A 17,702-nucleotide genomic window follows, 5' to 3' on the forward strand; every position below is an offset into this window, starting at 1 on the left:
ATCACATTTTCAAACATATCTCAATTCCAATTGTCTCTGCCCCCATCTATTGCATTGCCTTTCGGCTTGCTTCTGTAACCAGCATCCGGTTAATCTTTTCTTGCATGGTTTCCTTTGCATCTTCATTGAAATGATAGCGGACAACATATACTGTCTGCCCGATTTTCTTTGTAAATGTGTTTCCCTCTGTTTTTTTATTCATCATTTTTTCCATAATCATCTATTTCCTTTCTTTCCTGTGCCCGACAGAGAGAGGTTTGCTTCTGTCCCTGCCGGGAGTTTATCGGCACGCTGACAACGCAAGTGTCAACATAGGGTTTGAAACTTTTTTCGGGTAGTTATTTCTGTTTTCCAAAATACTATTGAAAAGTTTTTTGAATGTTCTTGTTGACACCTGTTAAAAAGTAGCTGAAACACCGGTAAATACAAAGGATTTTGGTGTCAACAAAAATGTCAACAAGCAGTAAATTTCCGGGTAATCAGTAGCCTTTCGGCATCAAAATCAGCCTTTCTCTCTGTCGGGCAGATCAAATGGCAGCTCCAACTGTTCTGCTTTCGTCAGCTTTGTAAATCCATCTTTATCCGGTTCGTTGCCACCCTCTTCTTCTGCTCCTTCCCTGATCCAGCTTCTCTGTCTGCCATATCCTTCCTTTGAAAATCTGTGGACTCCGGCTCTCTTCCAGCCAGTGATCTGCGTATCCATAATGGAACAGATCTCATTTGTCTCGAATTTTTTCGGCTCCCGGTCAAAATGGTCAAAGGCTTCTTTCCAGATCTGGACGGAACATACATGACTACCTTTATAAGCGTCCAGCCAGCCTTGTATCATTCCTGCCATCGTATCTTCCTGTGTGAACTGTTTTCGGTATTCACTGATCTCCTGCTCCATTTCCTTTGAGAACTTCAACAGGCTGCTCTTATTCTCCGTTGACCAGTAGATTTCCATTACTTCTGCCCACAACTGGTCAAAATAGGATCTGGCTTCTTTTTCATCATCGAGGATATGCTTCTCTGCCTTACTGCTGTCTATAGCAATCGGCAGGAACCGTCTTGCCCCGGTACGGTCAAAAGGAATGAACTGCCTTGTGTTCGTTGAACCTGCAAAGATACACTGACGCTTCCGGTCTTCCTCATATTTATCATAAGGGTTCCGGTAAGTGTCTTTCTGTCTGGTCAGGAATGACTTGATTTCCTCATTGCTCTTTGCACTGATTGCAGCAATCATCTCCGACATTTCCATAATCCAGTGTCCCCGGAGATGCTCGTATATCTTACTGTCATTCAACTGCTTCAGATCATCAGAAAACCAGTCATCGTTCAATGCAAGAAAACGGAAAAATGTGGATTTTCCGGCTCCCTGCTGACCTACCAGACAAAGCATTTCATCTGCTTTACAACCGGGGCGGTAGATTCTGCTTAATGCTTCCATCAGGAAGTGCTTCACAACCTCATAGACAAAATCCGAAGCATCTGCCCCCATATACCGTTGCAGAACATAACGGATTCTCTCCTGCCCGTCCCACTCCAGTTGTTCCAGATACTCACAGATCGGGTGGTATGCCCGGCTGTTGGCTTCTATGCGAAGTGCCTTATCCATACATTTTTCACTTGTGAGTTTGTAATAGCGTTCAAAGAAATAGTAGAAATAAGTCCTGCCATCATCATCCAGCTTGCAGACTTCCTCATTCCACCAGAGTTTTTTTACAATATCAATCCTGCCTGTCAGCTTGTTGTATTTCATACTCTCACGCACAAGCGGATCATTTCTCAGCACAACCATATAATTTCCAACCGTTGCTTTCGCAGTTCCTTTCTGTGTATATTCCAGCATCTGTTTCACTTCATCGACTTTGCTTTTATCTACCATCCGGAACATTTCTTTCATGGCATCTTTCTGTTCTTTTGTGGCGATCTCCTTTATCTTCTCTTTCGCATTGCTCAATCCGCTCCACCTCCTTCCATTTTTCTTTTACAAGTGCTTCCTTATCTGCCCTGTCCCCAAAGAGCAGGATATCCAGATAATACTCAACAACTGACAACTCCCTGAGAGCAGTCATAAACTTTTCATGCCATTCTTCTGTCCGTGTTTTTGGTGCATACTGTTCTTTCCATTCCAGAAGCAGGCTCAGATAATCCAGATAGGCTCTCAGGCATCTCAGATGTTTTTTCTGCCAAAGTTCTTCTGGTGTCGGCTCTGGCTTTTTTGCTGAAACGCTTCTCCTGTTCTGCGGTGATCCCCTGTCCCTGCCGGAATAAGGAATCCCAAAATCATCTGCCAGCTTCATGGCTGCATCTTTCAATCCAATGTCAAACAGTTGTGCCGTAAAATCAATGGCATCTCCTGTACAGCCACACCCGAAACAATAATATCTCCGGTCAACTTTCATGCTGGGTGATTTGTCATTATGGAAAATGCAGCGGATCAGTCCGCTCCTGTTGGGCTTTAACCCATACCTCTCCGCAGCCTGCCGGACGGTCACATTCTGTTTTACTTCATCAAATAATCCCAATTCGTTTCCTCTCTTTCTTAAATCTGCTTCCCAAATCTGGGAAGCAAGTTTTCACAAAAAACAAAAAAGCACTTTGTCCTGTCCTTACGGAATCAACAAAATGCCCTTATAGTTCCAGATCACTGGAATGTGATCTTCCTTTATTCAGTTGTTTTCTCTCTGCCTCTTCTCTTTGAATCTTTGCTACGTTCAATGCAAGTTTTTCTCTGATTGACGGCTTCACTTCTTTTTTGATTTCTTCTACAACGGCTTTTTTCTTCTCTGGCTGTTTTAACTGACGGACAACCCTCACAACAGCTTTTTCCATCGCATATTCGATTTTTTTAATCAGACCGTCCAGCCTGTTTATCGCATATTCCTTTTCTTTTCGTGATGCCTTACGTTCCGGACTCTGAATCCATCTCTTAGAATCTTCCGCAAGACGAATGTCATCTTTTCTGGTAGCCCGCATTGTTTCCTCTGCGACTTTATCCACAGCCTTGTCATAGGCTTCACTGGATACTTCGTCAAGCAAGGTTTCCACATCTTCAATACGGAGGGTAAGCTGTTGCAGTTCCTCTCTCTGTTCTTCAATCAGCTCGCCCTGACTTAGAATCCGGTCAGAATTGGAAATGAAATTTTCTTTAAATTCTTTTTCCTGCTGTTCTATTTTTTCTTTCTGTGACTGGATAACCTTTTCATTTGCCCTGACATGGTTTGACTGCCTTGCAAGTTCCAGATGATTCGCATTGACCTTATCCCTCTGCTGATTGAGCATTTCCTGCTGAACCGCAATCTCTTCTTTCTGCTTCATTCGGATATAGTCCTGTTTCTCCAGATACTGCCTTCCTCCATAGGACGGTTCTTCGTCAATTTCCAGTCCATGACGTTTACAGATATCCAGGAACATTGTCCGGCAGGCAGAATCAAAAACAACCTTACGGTTATTTGTCTTTGATCTTTTCTTTTCCGGATTCGGAAGTTCAAAGCCAAGTTCTTCCAGTGCCGCTTCCTGTTTCGGTTCAATCTCCCCATACCGGTTCGTAGCATCGAATACATGACGCTCATGAATATGCGGAGTCGCTTCGTCCATGTGCAGTGACCAGTCAATGATATGCACATTAGAACCAAACCGCTCATCGAACTCTTTCTTGAATTCATCAAAAACCAAAACCAGCGTTTCCACAGAAGCGTGTTCATCTATCGTCCCAAGCTGATAGATACTTTCTTCCGGACAGGTCTTTTTATTTTTCAGAACATCTTCCACCCCTTTACATCTGTCGGGGTGTCTTGCTTTCTCATGACGTTTATTCTGGTTAATCACATAATCGCTGTAATGATCCACATAGTATGCCATCTCAATCTGGTTAAAAGAAAAATTATCCTCTTTTCCCCGGTCTGCCATTGTGGTATATCCCTGATAGCAGTCCCAGTAAATATTCTGACGGACACGTTCATTGTCAATATGCTCACTGTGTTCCGGGTCAAATCTCCGGTCATTGTGAAGCGGATTGTAAACACCGTCTTTCCCAGATCTGCCGTTATGCCTTGTGCCTTTCAATTCACATCTCTCCTTTTTTCAAGTTGTTTCCCCGGAGGGGATTGCAGCGAAGCTTCCAAAAGTCTCTGTCCCCGTTACAGACAGTACCCAGTACCATATGGCGAAACGCCATATCACTGGGCAATGGCTGCCGCCCTTAACCTGCTAAGGGCTTTGCCCCTTAACCCCAGCAAGATGCTGCCGCTCTTTGCAATCTGGGCACAAAGGACTTCCAGCCCTCTGTACTCCCAGCAGACAAAACGTAACTCCTGCCGCTGTCCCTTCAGCAGGATCTCCGTTCCGTCTGTTTTTCAAAAATCCTCTGCATCGGATTTTGTGAAAATATAAAAATGGGTAAAACAAAGGGCACTAACTTTTTACGGTTAATGCCCTTTCCTTTACTCATTCACTTTTCAGATAATTCCTGTATGTATCATTCTGATAATTGCTTCAGAACCATTTTAACATTCTTCCTAAGTTTCATTCCGTCCCTCAGTCCCAACCGGTAGAAAAATTCTTCTGTCTCTGCTCCACTGTTAAATATCTGGTCGCAATATTTTGTAATGGCCTCTTCCTGTTTCTGTGGAAGTGTGGCAATCACTTTTTTATATTCTTCCTCAACTTCATCTGGTTCTGTCACAGACGGCTGGCTCAGTTTCCAGTCTGCATACTCTTTTCCCATATGCTCCGTTATGGTCAGGTTGATAAATTCTTCAATCTCTTTTGTAATCTTCATTTAAGAATCCTATTCCTTTCTCCAGTGGTCTACTTCATCAATCTGATTTTGATTGTTTCCAGCCACACCACTGCCCAGCCAGAAAGCACAGCAGGATATAAAGTATAAAACCTGCCACAAGCATCCTGACCGCTTCTGTGCCTGTCTCCTGTCCGAATCCATACCCTAAAACTGCTGTAATGCAGATGATCCCCGACAGGATATGAAATACCGTTGCCGACAGCCATGTGAAGAACATAACCACCAGTTGTATCATTGTCAGGCATATACGCACTGGCAGTAATACGATTTTCACAATAATTCTTACAACAACCATGACTGTCCACCCCTTTCACTGTTTCAGATAACTACGATAGCTGTCTATCACAGAATCTGTCACACCGCTTTTGTAAATCTTTCGGATATCAACGATTTTTTCATCTTTCAAAAGTTTCAGCCAGTCCAGTAAATCTTTTCTGCTGTTTGCAAAATTACAACATCTTCCGTCTGCATATTCAATCCAGTATCTCATAAGTCCCTCCTACACATACACCAGTTCATTTAAAATAATTTCATCTACCCGGCTTCTTGCATTGTTTGCCCGGCGAACCCATTCCATCTGATCTCTGCTTTTCAATTCTTCCGTAATGCCTTCCTGCTCCATAATCTGTTCCATGAGGAAATCCCTGCGTTCCAAACACTGCTCATTCAGATCTGCGAGATACGTCCAGAGCTTACCACTCAATGTCAGATAGGAATACAAGCCACTCTTGTAATCTTTCAGATAGTTTCTGTGAAGACTTCCATAAAAACCAATCTCTCTTTTCTCTTCGGGTACTGCGATCAGTGGCAGATAGATTTCCCCGACAAGGATATAATCCAGACCATTACTGTTATCGTGAATGATTCTTTCTAATTTGCTCATGCTGATGCAACTCCTTTCTTCGGTTCTGCTGGGGGAAGCAGTGATAGCGGAATGAACACACCTTTTGCAATATCTTCCTGCCGGATCTCTTCTTTTTTTGCATCCAGTTCGGCTTTCTTTTTTGCCTTTGTCCGTTCATAGTATTCCTGCTGCTTTCCATTTGCTTTTCTTCTCAGGTAATTCTGGTGAAGCCTGTCTTTTCTGGCTTCCCGTTTTTCCATTTCTTCAATTTCTTCCGGTGTCATTTTCACCTCACCGAAATGTGGCGGTAAATATCTGCCGATGAAGTTAAAATAGATTTCCACTTCCTGTGTCGTCTCAACGCTTCCTTTCCGGTCACGCTCATGCACCACAATCTTTTCTACAAATTCATTCAGCATGTAAGTGGTCAATTCCTCAAAATTTTGGTATTTATCAACCAGAGCAATAAACTTCTCCGCTGATCTGCGACCTTCTTCATAGCCTGATAATTCAGCTTCCATATCTGCAATTTCTGCCGACAAATCTTTCTGTTCTTTAGAATACTGTCCATCAAGAATCGCATAGCGTTCATCTGGCAGCTTGCCAAGAATATTGTCCTCATAAATTCTGCAGATCAGTTTTTCCAGTTCCTGCACACGCTTTTTTGCCTCTGCCAATCTGCTTTTCAATCTTGTGATCTCACTGGACTGCTGTGAAGTCTGTGCCTTTTTTACTGTCTCCAAAAATTCTTCACGATTCAACTGTGAATACTCCGCAACAGCCTTTAAAAGTTCCTTAATCAGCTCCATAACCACATCAGCATTAATTCTGTGCTGTGTCTGGCAGAGTGTTCCAACCGGAACTTTAGAATATGCAGAACAAGTATATTGTGGTACTCGCTTGCCATTATTTACTCGATGGACATACATTTTGGAACCACAGTCTGCACAATACATCAGACCTGTCAAGGGGTGGGCTTCTCCCCATCCATCTGGATATCTTCTCACATTGCTTCGGATTCTCTGTACATTGTCAAAAGTTTCCTGATCTATAATGGCTTCCTGCGTGTTCTCAAACACCGTCCAATTATCTTCAGATACGTAATGGCTTTTCTTATCCTTGAAATGTTTTCTGGTCTTGAAGTTCACTGTATGACCAAGATACTCTCTTTTCTTCAGAATGCCTGCAACAGTAGAAGAGCCCCAGCCATAAGGATCTTTGATTTCTTCTACTCTGCCTTTCCATAATCCGGCATCTTTCTTTGCCATATGAACCGCTGGTATCTCAACCTTATCCTCTTTCAGTGCCTTGGCAATCTGATATGGTCCGTACCCATCCATTGTCATGTGAAAGATTCTCCGTACAACTACAGCTGCTTCTTCATCAACAATCCATACATTCGGGTCATCCTTGTCTTTCAGATACCCATATGGTGTTGTACTTGCCACATGCTTGCCGGATTTTCCTTTCGCCTTGAAAGTGGATTTTATCTTTTTACTGGTATCCCTTGCATACCATTCATTCATGATATTTCGGAATGGAGTAAAATCATCGTCCTCCCGGAAGCTGTCTACATTCTCGTTGACTGCAATCAGGCGGACATTCTTCTGTCGCAGCAATTCCATATATTGTCCGACTTTCAGATAATCTCTTCCCATTCGGCTCATATCTTTAATCAGAATCGTTCCGACTTTCCCCGACTCTACTTCTTTCATCATGGCAAGAAAGCCTGGGCGATCAAATCTTGTACCGGAGATACCATCATCAGTAAAATGAACAAGATTGGTAAATCCATGTTCTTTTGCATATTGTTCCAGCAGTTTCTTCTGGTTTGAAATACTGTTGGATTCCCCGTTTAATTCATCATCACGACTAAGACGTTCATACAACGCTGTCATGAATCCCTGTTTCTCTGTCATAGTCAGATGTCCTCCTTCCTTTGTTTATTAATTGCCTGTTCTCATCCCATATCCGTTCCTGTACCGGGTTCTGATGTTTCCGGGACGTATTAACCAAAAAAGACACGCTGAATGCCTATTCAGTTCTGGTATCACTACGGGCAGGCTGTTTCGTTTTCAAGGTTCGTGTAAGAAGTAAAAAAGATTCTTACACTAAACGAAATGCTCAGAGGTCTTTTTACAGCCCCCTTACTGCATCTTTTTTGATTTCGTGTCATCTTTTTAAAGTTCCTTACACAATCTCTGTACTGACGAAACAAAATACGGACATGTTTTGAAATTGTTTTTTACAAAATACAATTTTGTTCTTTAAGGTAAAAAAATAAGCCTCAAGAGACTTTTTAATCATTTTGGAGCTCCAACTCTTTAAATTTGATTGATTAAGAAGTCTCTTCAAACTTACTACACCGGCGGCTAATTTATATTTCTTATACTGACGTACTGCAAAGTGTTCCGGTTCTTCTTTCTCCAGTTCCTCAAACAGCATATCTACTGCATTTTTGAATGTCTCATCATCTTCCCTTGTTTCCGATGCGTTGATAAATTCAAGCAGCGTTGCAAAGTTCTGTTCCTCCTCCGGTGCTTCATACCAGATATAGCCAATCAATGCACAGTACAGAAGCCTTTCTGCCTTCGTCCAGAAATCCTCACTGGACTTCTCCCCTTCCCCTTTGGTGTTTACCATGATAGTATTCACCAGTTTCAGAATATCTTTTTCTGAATGGATATAGTGGAACGGGTTATAATGCATACTCTTGGAAAAATTGATCGTATTCAATACTTTCACTTTATATCCATGCCGTACCAGCATCTTTCCGCACTCAATGATGATCGTTCCCTTGGGGTCCGTGACCACATAACTGATATATTTTCCCATCTGCATCAGATTTGGTTTTACATAAAACCGGGTCTTTCCGGAACCAGATCCGCCAATTACAATCACGTTCTTGTTCCTTGCAAATTTCGGATTCTTGGGTCTGCCGTTCATAGTCAGCCGTTCGGTCATGGTAAGGAGAATATTGTTCTCAAATATTGGGTCGATAAAGGGTGCAATGTCTTTTGCTGTCCCCCATGAAGCGTTTTGTCAAGTGCTTTTTTGAGTTATTGACGCAAATTATCGTGAAAGTGCGAAAGTGCAAAGTGCAAAGGGTCTGCGTTTTGCACTTTCAGCTTGCGGGTTCGGGTGGCTGCTTCTTCTTGATGAAGTTGTACCATTGACCGCCGACACGCCTTGCGCCTAAAATGCCGCCCATGTTGCGCTTGGCGTTCTGTACCGTCCTCTCGGATATTCCGGCTTCGGCTGCGGCTTTTACAATGTCCTCGCTGGCAAGCTCTTTCCCGTCTGCAAGCAGGTCAAGTATCAGCCTTTCGGCTTGCTCGGTTTTGGTGGCGTTGTTGCCGCCCGCGCCGGACAGCAGTTCGTCGGCGGTGATGTCGTATTCGCCTATCCACGAAAAGCCCGTTTCCGGGTCAAGGCAAAAGGCAACGGGCTTGCCCTCCGGCGCAAGGGAAGATTTGTCATGGACGATAACGCGCACATTCGGTTCTCGCTTCACGCGCCCGATCAGCAGGACGCTCCTTGCTGCGGCGCGGAAGTCGATAGACCCTAAGCCCCGGTATGCGCTCTGCCCTCCGGCAGCTTTGTTGAGATGTCCGATAAGGATAACGGCGCACCCGGTACGCTCGGCAACATCGGCAAGGCGGCGGAACATGGGGCGCACTTCGTTTGCCCGGTTCATGTCGGTCTTTTCGCCCATGTACGCCTGTATGGGGTCAAGGATAATCAGACGCGCCCCGTTCTGCGTGATTGCCTTTTCTATGCGCTCGTCGGAGAGGGTAAGCTCCCGCTTGGCTTCATCGATCACAAGTACGCGGTCAAGGTCGGCTTCTGCTTCCATCAAGCGGGGCTTGACGGTATCGCCCAGCCCGTCCTCGGCGGTCTGGTAAATCACATTGAACGGCGGCAGGGGCTTCATGTTCGGAAGCTCCCGCCCGGTGGTGCAGGCGGCGGCAAGGCGTAGGGCAAAGGTGGTCTTGCCCTCGCCGGGATTGCCTTGCACAATGGTTACTTTCCCAAAGGGAATATACGGCTCCCATAGCCATTCAACGGTCTGTGTGTCCACCTCGCTCATACGGATAATCTCAACGGTTTCTTCCTGCGGCGGCTCTTTCAAGCCGTAAATCGCTTCCCGGATATACTTCCCGTCCGCGATTTCTCCCCGGCGCGTCTGCACCTCGTTCCAATCTTTGAAAAGGGGAATAAGACGGTGGACGGTCAAGCCCTCCGGCATAAGCTCCACAAGGCGGCTGCAAGCGTCGTTTCCGGCTTGGTCGCTGTCAAGGCAGAGGTAAACGGTCTTGATGTTCGGACGGTCAGAGAGGAAACGCAGCAGGGCTTTTTCTCCCACGCCGCCCAGTGCAAGGTAGCTTTGTTTCTGCCATTCCTTTTTGAACAGGCAGAGGAAAGATAAAAGGTCAATCGGTGCTTCAAAGACAAACAGCCTTTCGCCCTCGCCCCGGTAGCAGAAGTTAAAGGCTTTGTCGCTGCCTTTCACATCAAGCCGGAAGCTCCCGGCTGTGCCGCGCTGGTGGGCGTATCTCGGTATGCCGCTTTCATCTCTGCCGACGAATACGGCGTTGTGATGGGCGGCTTCCTCGTAAATATCGCCGCTGGAAATGAAAAAGCCCGTCACATCTTCATCAATGCGGCGGGCTTCGGTAAGATACCTTTTCACTTGTTCGGCGGTGGGGCTGCGGGGCGGCAATCGGAAATCGGAGAGGGGCGCGGGGCTGTCCGGCGGTGGGGCTGCGCCTTTCTCTCCTGTGAGAAGTTCAACGGCTTCGGTAAAGCTCTTTCCGAAAAACTCCATGAGGAAGTCAACGGGGCCGCCGCCCTTGCTCTGGCTGTGCCTGTACCATTTGTTTCCCCGGACGGTCAAGCTGTCGTGCCGTTTCCAGCGGTACTCGTTCCCGGCGCGGGTAAGCTGCTCGCCCTGTGATTGCAGGAAAGAAACAAGGTCGGCTTGGTTGGCGTGGTCTATCTGTTCTTGGGTGTAGTACATGACTGATACCTCTCTTTCTGTGGTTGAATTGTTCATAGTTTTGATGTAGAATGAAACCGAAAAATCGGAAGTTAGTGAGGTGCTGGATTGTGAATGAAAGAGAAAAAAATATTCACTTATGGTTTGAAATGTGGCTTACAAAACAGGATTTAGGTATTGATAATATTTTTGCAGAAGATGTAATTTATACTGAAAGTTGGGGTCCAAAATATAATAACCGTCAAATCGTAAAACACTGGTTTCAGGAATGGAATACTCGTGGCAAAGTCGTTGCTTGGGAAATCAAACAATTTTTCCACAAAGGAAATCAGACGATTGTGGAGTGGTATTTCAAAAATGAAATGAACAATGGGAGCATAGAGGAATTTGATGGAATTTCCCTGGTTGAATGGACAAAGGATAATAAAATAAAATCATTGAAAGAGTTTGGCTGCAATTTGAATAATTATAATCCTTATGAGCATAGTGACCTGCCCGAATTTAGGGACGAAAGAGCAAGTTGGTTTTAATATTAGGAATCAATAGCGTCCATTTTATCGGAAAACATTTAGGACGGACAGGCAAAACCGCTTGCCCGTCCTTTCCTTTATCGCTCCTGTTCATGCCGTTTGGTGCGGCTCTGCGTCTGCTCCGGCTGGTCGGCGCGGAGTGCAATATCCACGCATTTGCGGATTTTTTGAAGCTCGGCAACCTCGGCGCGGGTAGCTTTCAGTTTGGCGTAGTCGGTATCTCTCTGCGCTTTGAGGTCAGCATATTCCTGTTCCCATTCCGCAATAGGCAAGGTCTTTGTTCCTTTCGGCAGATTTGCATGGAGATAGCGGTTTGCCGCGTCCCATAGGGTCAGCTCGGCGCGGTGGGCTTCCTCGTACTTGTCGCGCTTGTTTGTCCAGCCGTTTTGCAGCTTTTTCAGTTCATCGTGAATGGGCTTGTACTCTGTGTAGTTGTTCCCGTATTCAATTAGCTTTTGTAGCTTCTTCATGCGTTCCTCGGCGGTTTTCATTCCTGCCCGGATTGAATAGGCTCTATCACTGACAGAGGAAAGAGAAGCGTCCAACTCGTCAAGTGTAGAGATACCATGCTCCGCAAGATAATTGGCTGCCTGTGATATGGTTTTCAGTTCGTCGGCTGCGTGTTGGTGCTGCCAGCTCTGCGAATACTTCCGGCTCTTTTCCCTCTGAACGCCCAAATACTTCATCAGAAGATTTGCAAGGTTCGGAGATTTTGGCGGTTGTTGTTTTCTTGGGGAAGTTTCCCACGCCGCAAGCAGTCCGGCAATCCATTCTTTGAGGTTGCCGATCTGCGCCCGGATTTCCTTTATCAGTCTGTTTGATTTGCGGATAGCCCGGTTCAGTTCGCCTTTCTCGGTGGCTATGCCTTTCTTCTCCATTTGACAGGCGGCTACGCCCATGTGGACAGTAGGTATCTCGTCAATTCCTCTCTCGGCGTTGCTGCGGTGGTCGATACGCTCTGTGCTTCCGGCGCGTTCAAGATAGCTGTTTGAAATATCAGCCCACGCTTTGCGCCACAAGAGGGCGTTGCCTTTGTCGTTCCAGCCTGTGAGGTCAACCTTGTGGGTCTTGTATCTGCCATTCGGCAAGCGTATGCGCTCCCCGTTTTCATCAAGGTCATATTCCTTTTTAGACTTCGCCGCCCACGCGCCGCGCTCGTCAAGTGGTCGCATGGTCAGCATGATATGACAATGGGGGTTGCCGCTGTCGGTGTCATGGATAGCAAAATCCACGCACATTCCTTTAGAAACAAATTGAGAGGAACAGTATTCCCGGACAAGCCGTATCTGTTCCTCTCGTGATAATTCTATGGGGAGTGCTGCGTCAATCTCACGCGCAAGCTGGGCGTTCCCGGCTTTCTCATAAAGTTCCACGCTGTTCCATAGGGTAGAACGGTCAGAGAAAGAGGGCGGGGCATGGGGCGGCAGCATGATTTCGGTATGGACAACGCCGCCTTTGCGGGTGTAGTCGTGGGTCATTCCGTCCCACTCGTTTGTCAGCTTTTCGCCGCTTCGGTAGGCGGCTGCGGCAACTGCTGATTTGCCTTTGCCCCGACTGACTATGCTGATGTTACAATGGTAAATGGCTATGGGTATCACCTCCAGTATAGCGGATATAAAACTTGTGGAAAATGAATAGCTTGCGTAGCAAGGTGTTCGGTTTCCGCAAGTACACAAAAGGGTAGACAGCGCAAGCTGTCGCAGGGGAAGTGTAGCGTCCCCTGTCTGCGGCAAAGCCGCCAATCGTAGCGCGGGGTAAAATCCCTGTGCTTAAGATAAAGCCCTCGGCAGAGCGCACACGCCCGTTAGGGTGTATAAGTGCGCCCTTAGTGTCTAAGGGATTTATTCAGCGTTCCCGTTCTCGGCTCGTTTTTTCAGATATTCCCGTACCAGCTCACTCGTCAGTGCAAACCTAAGAAGTGCTGCGGCTTCCTCGTCGCTCATGTTCTTTGCTTCCGGCACAATGCTTTCAAAGACTGCGCCTCGGACAATAAGGCGGTGGCTGCGTGTCCGGCGTTCCTCTTGCGACAGCTTTTGCCGCAGCACCTTTTCCCGGTTCTCAAACTGCCGGATTTTCTTTTTTCCGTCCTCGATTTCGGCTTGCAGTTCCTCGCGGGTTTTCTCTCTTGGCTTTGTCATGGTTGATCGCTCCTTTCTGCTCATAGCATAGAAAAGAGCAGCCGTTTTTGTGTGAAAAAGGCTGCTCTCATTGAATTATTTGGTTTGTATTTATATCGGTAACTACGAAAACTTATTGACTTATGCTTTCTAAAGGGAAAGTAACACTCCAATTTCCTTCGATATGTGTATCGCTCGTAACAAAATATCCATATACTTTATATTGGGTTAAATCAACATCTGACAAATCATAAACATATTCCACATACCGTTCTTGATGTTCACTATCAGTAGAAAATGCAATATTTGCGATACAGTGGATTTCCTCTCCTTTGTCATTTTTGAAATAGATATAGCCATGATTATCCGTTTCTAAACTATCCTCGTACTTGACTTGTATATGCAATTTCCCATCCACATATCCCATGGCTGTAATATCTACCTCAGCAATAGGGGAACACAGAATACCTGTTGTTTTCAATGCCTGAAAATTGTTTTCCATTTCATTGTAGTTTGTTCCCCCACCACCCCAAATTTGAGTCGGGGTAATTGTTTTTGGTGTAGCACTAATTTGGGTCAAATCCAAATCTGTCAATATCGCATCATATTCCTGCTTATTGCTCAGCATTTCTCGGACACAAAAAGTAATTTTCTCACCAATAATGTCTTTTTCATTCCATTGTGATATAGAAATTAGGAAAGTGGCGGTTTTTGTTTCGGTGTCATAGCTTATATTTTCACACGAACTGCTACAATCAAAAGGTGTATTGATACTAAAGCTATCAAACAAATCTGTCGTTTCATCAATTCTATCTCCGTCAATATCTTGTACGGAAATAAAAATCTTTGCTTCGCTACCCTCAACATAAGCCGAAATTACTTCAAACTTAATCCCATTATCCTCGCAGGACATACTAACAGGCTTTAACTTTTGGGCAATTGCCGGAGATACCTTGTAGAGTAGATTATAAGCTGGTCCAAAATCTGCTGCCGCTAATGCTGGAACAGACATGGTAAAAACAAGGAGCAAACTGGCTACCATAGCTCCCCATTTAATCCAAATGGGCTTCTTGACCTTTTTCTTATAGTTAAGGGCTTCGTCAATGTATTTGTTGTCAAGCTCGCTCATAGCGTCGGAAAACTTCTTTGCGTTCATATAAAGACCTCTCTTTCAATTAAATATTGTTTCATCTTTTCGCGGATACGGGTCAGCCGGACAGAGACATTTTTCTCTGAAAGCCCCACAACCTCGGCTATGTCTTTGTAGCTGTCAGAAAACCAATAGCGGCGCATGAAAATAACGCGGTTTTCAGTAGTCAGCGTATCTAAAAAACTTTCAATGATACGGGCTAATTCTTTAGCTTCAATTTCTGCTTCTACTGTGTGAGTATCTGCTACATAGGTTTCAATTTCCTCCAAAGCAATCGTGTAATGGCTGCTTCGTTTGGCTGCTTCCTTTCTCCAATAAATTTTGATTGAAATGTTCCGAACGATTTTCAGAACATAGGATAAAAGTGGGTTAGGTCGTGCAGGGGGAATAGTGTTCCATACACCTAAATAAGCGTCGTTTACACATTCCTCTGCGTTCTGCCTACTTCCTACGATATGATAGGAAAGATTGTGGCAGACTGTTCCGTATTTTATATCCAACTCCCGTATGCCTTGTTCTGAACGTTCAAAAAACATTTCTATGATTTTTTCATCCTCTATCATTGCACTGCCTCCTCTCCGGCTTCACCTATATACTACGGTTTTAACGACGAATACTACATCAAATCTCAAACTTTTTCAAAAAATTATACCACACTTCGCGTGAGATTGCTTGCGTTAGCTTTCGCCGCTTCGCTGGCGGCTCTCCGGCGTTGCTCATTGTATGGGGCGGTCAGACGGAAAGAGAAACGCCCCTTTGCAATATCAAACTCCATGCAGCCTGTTTCGTGGTCTGTGTCGGTCTGGTAGCACTCGTCGGGGTACTGCTCGGCATAAGCGGCAAGCCGCTTTTTGAGGTTGGTGTTGTGGGTGCGGATATGGATAAGGGGGTCTTTCTCGTCAAACCATATATCGGTGGTCTTTTCCTGTTTGGTAAGCCCTGTTCTCATGCAAGCTCCTTTCTGCGTCCCTGTTACGCAATAGGGGTGTTTTTCGGGTGTTTTCCTCGGCTCTTGACTTGGGGAAAACTGCGTTTTTGACGATAAAAACCGCCCAAACGGGGAATGTATCGTCGGGGCGGCTGTTATCGCAAGATTTCTGTTTTTTCCGGCTCTTGACCGTCAGACGCAGAAAAACGCAGACTGTCGGCAAGTATCGTTTTCAGCAGCTTGTCGGAGAATGTTTCTGTGGCGTTGTGGTTAAAAAACAGCTCCGCAACAATGGTCTGCCCGTTTCTCTGTGTCGTGATAACTCCGTCCGGTTTGGTCGGCGGGGTGGGTGTTCCTTTCTTTTCTGTCAATAGGTTACTCCTTTCTCCGGGCGTAAAAAAGGGACTTCCCGTAGTTCGGAAAATCCCTCTATGATGTTGCTATTCTGTTTTATGGTGCGGACAGTGCGGCGGCAGCCTGCGCCTTTTTCTTCGCCCGATATTCCCGCGCTTTGATACGGTCGTACTCCCGCCTCTTTTCAAGATTTCTCGCCCGGTATTCTCTTGAATAGTTGCGGTGGTAGGCGCGGCTCTTTTCCTTTCTTGCTTCTTCGATTTCCTCACGCATTTGCCGGATTTCCTGCTCTGTCGGCTCTGCAAGCTGTGTCAGTTCATTTTCAAATCTGCCGATATGGTTAAAATATATCCCGATATGCTGAATAGCCTGTTTCGCCCTTTTCTTGTCACGCTCATGCACTTCAATCCGGCTGATAAACTCGTTGAGGATAGTCGGGGTAAGGTCGGTAAAGTCAGCGTAACGGTCTATCAGCTTTACAAACTTCTGCGCCCGTCCTCCCGCGTTCTCAAAAGCGGATAGCTGTTCCCTAAGCTGTTCAAGCTCGGCTTTCAGTGAGTAGTATTCTTCGGAATACTTCTGCGACATCTGCTCATAGCGGTCTTGTGGGATAGTACCCAGCGCGTTGTCCTCATAAAGTTTATTCAGCACCTTGTCAATCTGTTCAAGGCGCGTCGTGATTTGCGGGATACGCTTCTGCTGTTTCTTTGTCTTGTCGGTCTGCTGCATGGCAAGGCTCTTTTTCACTAAGGCTTCAAACTCTGCCCGGTTGCTGATAGAGTATTCCGCGATTTTTTTCAGCACATCTGCGACGGTCTGCATAAGCAGATCCGCGTCCATGATGTGCGGGGAGCTGCACTTGGGATTTTTGGCTTTTCCCTTGTGGTACTCGCTGCAAAAAGCAACGTGCCGCTTGCCGCCGTTCCGGTAATCTATACGAATGTGCATTTTTGCGCCGCAGTCCTTACAGAAAAGTAAGCCGGACAGAGGGTGGATTTCCCCGTCCCCGTTGGGGCGTCTGACGGGTGCGTTTTCCAAAATCCGCTGTACGGTTTCAAAATCGCTGCGGCTGATAATCGGCTCATGCACATTTTCTGTGATGTGCCACTGGCTCCGGTCTACATAGTGGTTATGCTTATCCCGGAAATGCTTTGTAGTCTTGAAGTTGACCACATCTCCGCAATACTCCTGCCGTGTGAGGATATTGGTCAAGGTGGCTTTGTTCCACTTGCAGCGGTTATCCTCGTTGAGCGTCTTATTTTTACAGGTTCCCCGCCCTCGGTCTTTCATGTAGAAAGTGGGGGTTGGGATTTGCTCCTGTGCCAGATATACGGCGATTTGGTTTCGGTTCTTCCCGCCGATAAACAGACGGAAAATCAAACGGACAACCTCGGCGGCTTCCTCGTCGATTATCCAAAAATCCTTGTTGTCCGGGTCTTTGACATAGCCGTAAGGGGCTTCGGTGACAATCGGCTTTCCACTCATGCCTTTGGTCTTAATGCCCGTTTTCACTTTCTTGCTGATGTCCTTTGCGTACCACTCCGACATGATATTGATAAAGGGCGCAAACTCCAATGTGTCGGGCTTCTCACTGTCTATCCCGTTGTTGACCGCGATAAAACGCACATTGTTCCGTCTGAATATCTCCATCGCGTTGCCTACTTGGAGATAGTCGCGCCCCCAGCGGGTAAGGTCTTTCATAATGCAGACACCGATTTTCCCGTTTTCCACATCGTCCATCATGCGGGAGTAGGCGGAACGGTCAAAAAACCTGCCGCTTTCGTCGTCGTCAATGTAGTGCCGGATATTGGTTAGGTGCTGCCCTCTGGCATAGTTCTCCAAAAATATTTTTTGGTTCTGTATGCTGTTGCTCTCGCCGCCGTCCCTGTCCTCGTCGCCCACGGAAAGGCGGGAGTAAAGGGCTGTAATTTTGCTATAATCAGTCATGTGCATAACCTCCTGTGCGTCCATGTATGTGTCATTTACACTTAAAA

18 protein-coding genes and 1 pseudogene are annotated in these 17,702 nt (G+C 45.9%); 1 reads left to right on the forward strand and 18 read right to left on the reverse strand.

All coding sequences use genetic code 11. From position 1 onward, the window contains the following. Positions 1-46: 46 nt before the first annotated feature. The 11 genes and pseudogenes from GPK49_RS09590 to GPK49_RS09640 form a co-directional block, all read right to left on the reverse strand. Complete coding sequence (locus tag GPK49_RS09590; RefSeq protein WP_081695227.1) at positions 47-214, reverse strand: transposon-encoded TnpW family protein; 168 nt, start codon at positions 212-214, stop codon at positions 47-49. 288 nt (positions 215-502) lie between these two features. Further along, entirely contained in the window at positions 503-1,942 is a 1,440-nt protein-coding gene (locus GPK49_RS09595; RefSeq protein ID WP_227097757.1) for a virulence-associated E family protein, read from the reverse strand. Further along, positions 1,857-2,510 (reverse strand): CHC2 zinc finger domain-containing protein, encoded by a 654-nt coding sequence (locus GPK49_RS09600; protein WP_021738884.1) that lies wholly within the window; start codon positions 2,508-2,510, stop codon positions 1,857-1,859. Before GPK49_RS09600 ends, GPK49_RS09595 begins: the two co-directional genes overlap by 86 nt. Positions 2,511-2,616: 106 nt before the next feature. Next, positions 2,617-4,050 (reverse strand): hypothetical protein, encoded by a 1,434-nt coding sequence (locus GPK49_RS09605; protein ID WP_021738885.1) that lies wholly within the window; start codon positions 4,048-4,050, stop codon positions 2,617-2,619. A gap of 412 nt (positions 4,051-4,462) precedes the next feature. Continuing rightward, a complete protein-coding gene (locus GPK49_RS09610) occupies positions 4,463-4,765 on the reverse strand; it encodes a hypothetical protein (protein ID WP_021738887.1) in 303 nt (100 codons plus the stop codon). A gap of 37 nt (positions 4,766-4,802) precedes the next feature. Next, positions 4,803-5,081 (reverse strand): hypothetical protein, encoded by a 279-nt coding sequence (locus tag GPK49_RS09615; protein ID WP_044963260.1) that lies wholly within the window; start codon positions 5,079-5,081, stop codon positions 4,803-4,805. A 15-nt stretch (positions 5,082-5,096) separates the two neighbouring features. After that, a complete protein-coding gene (locus GPK49_RS09620; protein ID WP_021738889.1) occupies positions 5,097-5,276 on the reverse strand; it encodes a hypothetical protein in 180 nt (59 codons plus the stop codon). A gap of 9 nt (positions 5,277-5,285) precedes the next feature. After that, on the reverse strand, positions 5,286-5,669 hold the full coding sequence (locus tag GPK49_RS09625; protein ID WP_021738890.1) for a TnpV protein: 384 nt from the start codon (positions 5,667-5,669) through the stop codon (positions 5,286-5,288). Beyond that, on the reverse strand, positions 5,666-7,549 hold the full coding sequence (locus GPK49_RS09630) for a recombinase family protein (RefSeq protein WP_021738891.1): 1,884 nt from the start codon (positions 7,547-7,549) through the stop codon (positions 5,666-5,668). Before GPK49_RS09630 ends, GPK49_RS09625 begins: the two co-directional genes overlap by 4 nt. A 271-nt stretch (positions 7,550-7,820) precedes the next feature. Further along, a pseudogene (locus GPK49_RS09635) lies at positions 7,821-8,669 on the reverse strand (type IV secretory system conjugative DNA transfer family protein); the annotation flags it as partial. 85 nt (positions 8,670-8,754) lie between these two features. Then, positions 8,755-10,650: an AAA family ATPase gene (locus GPK49_RS09640; RefSeq protein ID WP_215677600.1), complete on the reverse strand. Its 1,896-nt coding sequence runs from the start codon at positions 10,648-10,650 to the stop codon at positions 8,755-8,757. Between the two features lie 89 nt (positions 10,651-10,739). On the opposite strand from GPK49_RS09640, the gene GPK49_RS09645 reads away from it, so the two are divergent. Then, a complete protein-coding gene (locus tag GPK49_RS09645) occupies positions 10,740-11,159 on the forward strand; it encodes a nuclear transport factor 2 family protein (RefSeq protein WP_055059684.1) in 420 nt (139 codons plus the stop codon). Positions 11,160-11,236: 77 nt separating this feature from the next. On the opposite strand, the gene mobQ is transcribed toward GPK49_RS09645, so the two are convergent. The 7 genes from mobQ to GPK49_RS09680 all read right to left on the reverse strand — a co-directional run bounded on the left by mobQ (position 11,237) and on the right by GPK49_RS09680 (position 17,679). After that, positions 11,237-12,757 carry a MobQ family relaxase gene (gene mobQ, locus GPK49_RS09650; RefSeq protein WP_215677869.1) on the reverse strand — a complete coding sequence of 507 codons (1,521 nt, stop codon included), beginning with the start codon at positions 12,755-12,757 and terminating at the stop codon, positions 11,237-11,239. Between the two features lie 243 nt (positions 12,758-13,000). After that, a complete protein-coding gene (locus GPK49_RS09655) occupies positions 13,001-13,297 on the reverse strand; it encodes a DUF3847 domain-containing protein (RefSeq protein ID WP_117628576.1) in 297 nt (98 codons plus the stop codon). 112 nt (positions 13,298-13,409) lie between these two features. Further along, on the reverse strand, positions 13,410-14,432 hold the full coding sequence (locus GPK49_RS09660) for a DUF4179 domain-containing protein (RefSeq protein WP_055304257.1): 1,023 nt from the start codon (positions 14,430-14,432) through the stop codon (positions 13,410-13,412). Next, positions 14,429-14,989, reverse strand: coding sequence for an RNA polymerase sigma factor (locus tag GPK49_RS09665; protein ID WP_055304255.1), 561 nt, complete (start codon positions 14,987-14,989; stop codon positions 14,429-14,431). Before GPK49_RS09665 ends, GPK49_RS09660 begins: the two co-directional genes overlap by 4 nt. Positions 14,990-15,072: 83 nt before the next feature. Further along, on the reverse strand, positions 15,073-15,375 hold the full coding sequence (locus GPK49_RS09670; protein ID WP_055304253.1) for a hypothetical protein: 303 nt from the start codon (positions 15,373-15,375) through the stop codon (positions 15,073-15,075). Between the two features lie 134 nt (positions 15,376-15,509). Continuing rightward, entirely contained in the window at positions 15,510-15,725 is a 216-nt protein-coding gene (locus GPK49_RS09675) for a transposon-encoded TnpW family protein (RefSeq protein WP_055304251.1), read from the reverse strand. A gap of 79 nt (positions 15,726-15,804) precedes the next feature. Next, entirely contained in the window at positions 15,805-17,679 is a 1,875-nt protein-coding gene (locus GPK49_RS09680) for a recombinase family protein (protein ID WP_215677602.1), read from the reverse strand. Positions 17,680-17,702 lie beyond the last annotated feature (23 nt).

It is taken from the genome of Clostridium sp. MCC345, assembly GCF_018785345.1.
Taxonomy (GTDB): domain Bacteria; phylum Bacillota; class Clostridia; order Lachnospirales; family Anaerotignaceae; genus Anaerotignum_A; species Anaerotignum_A faecicola.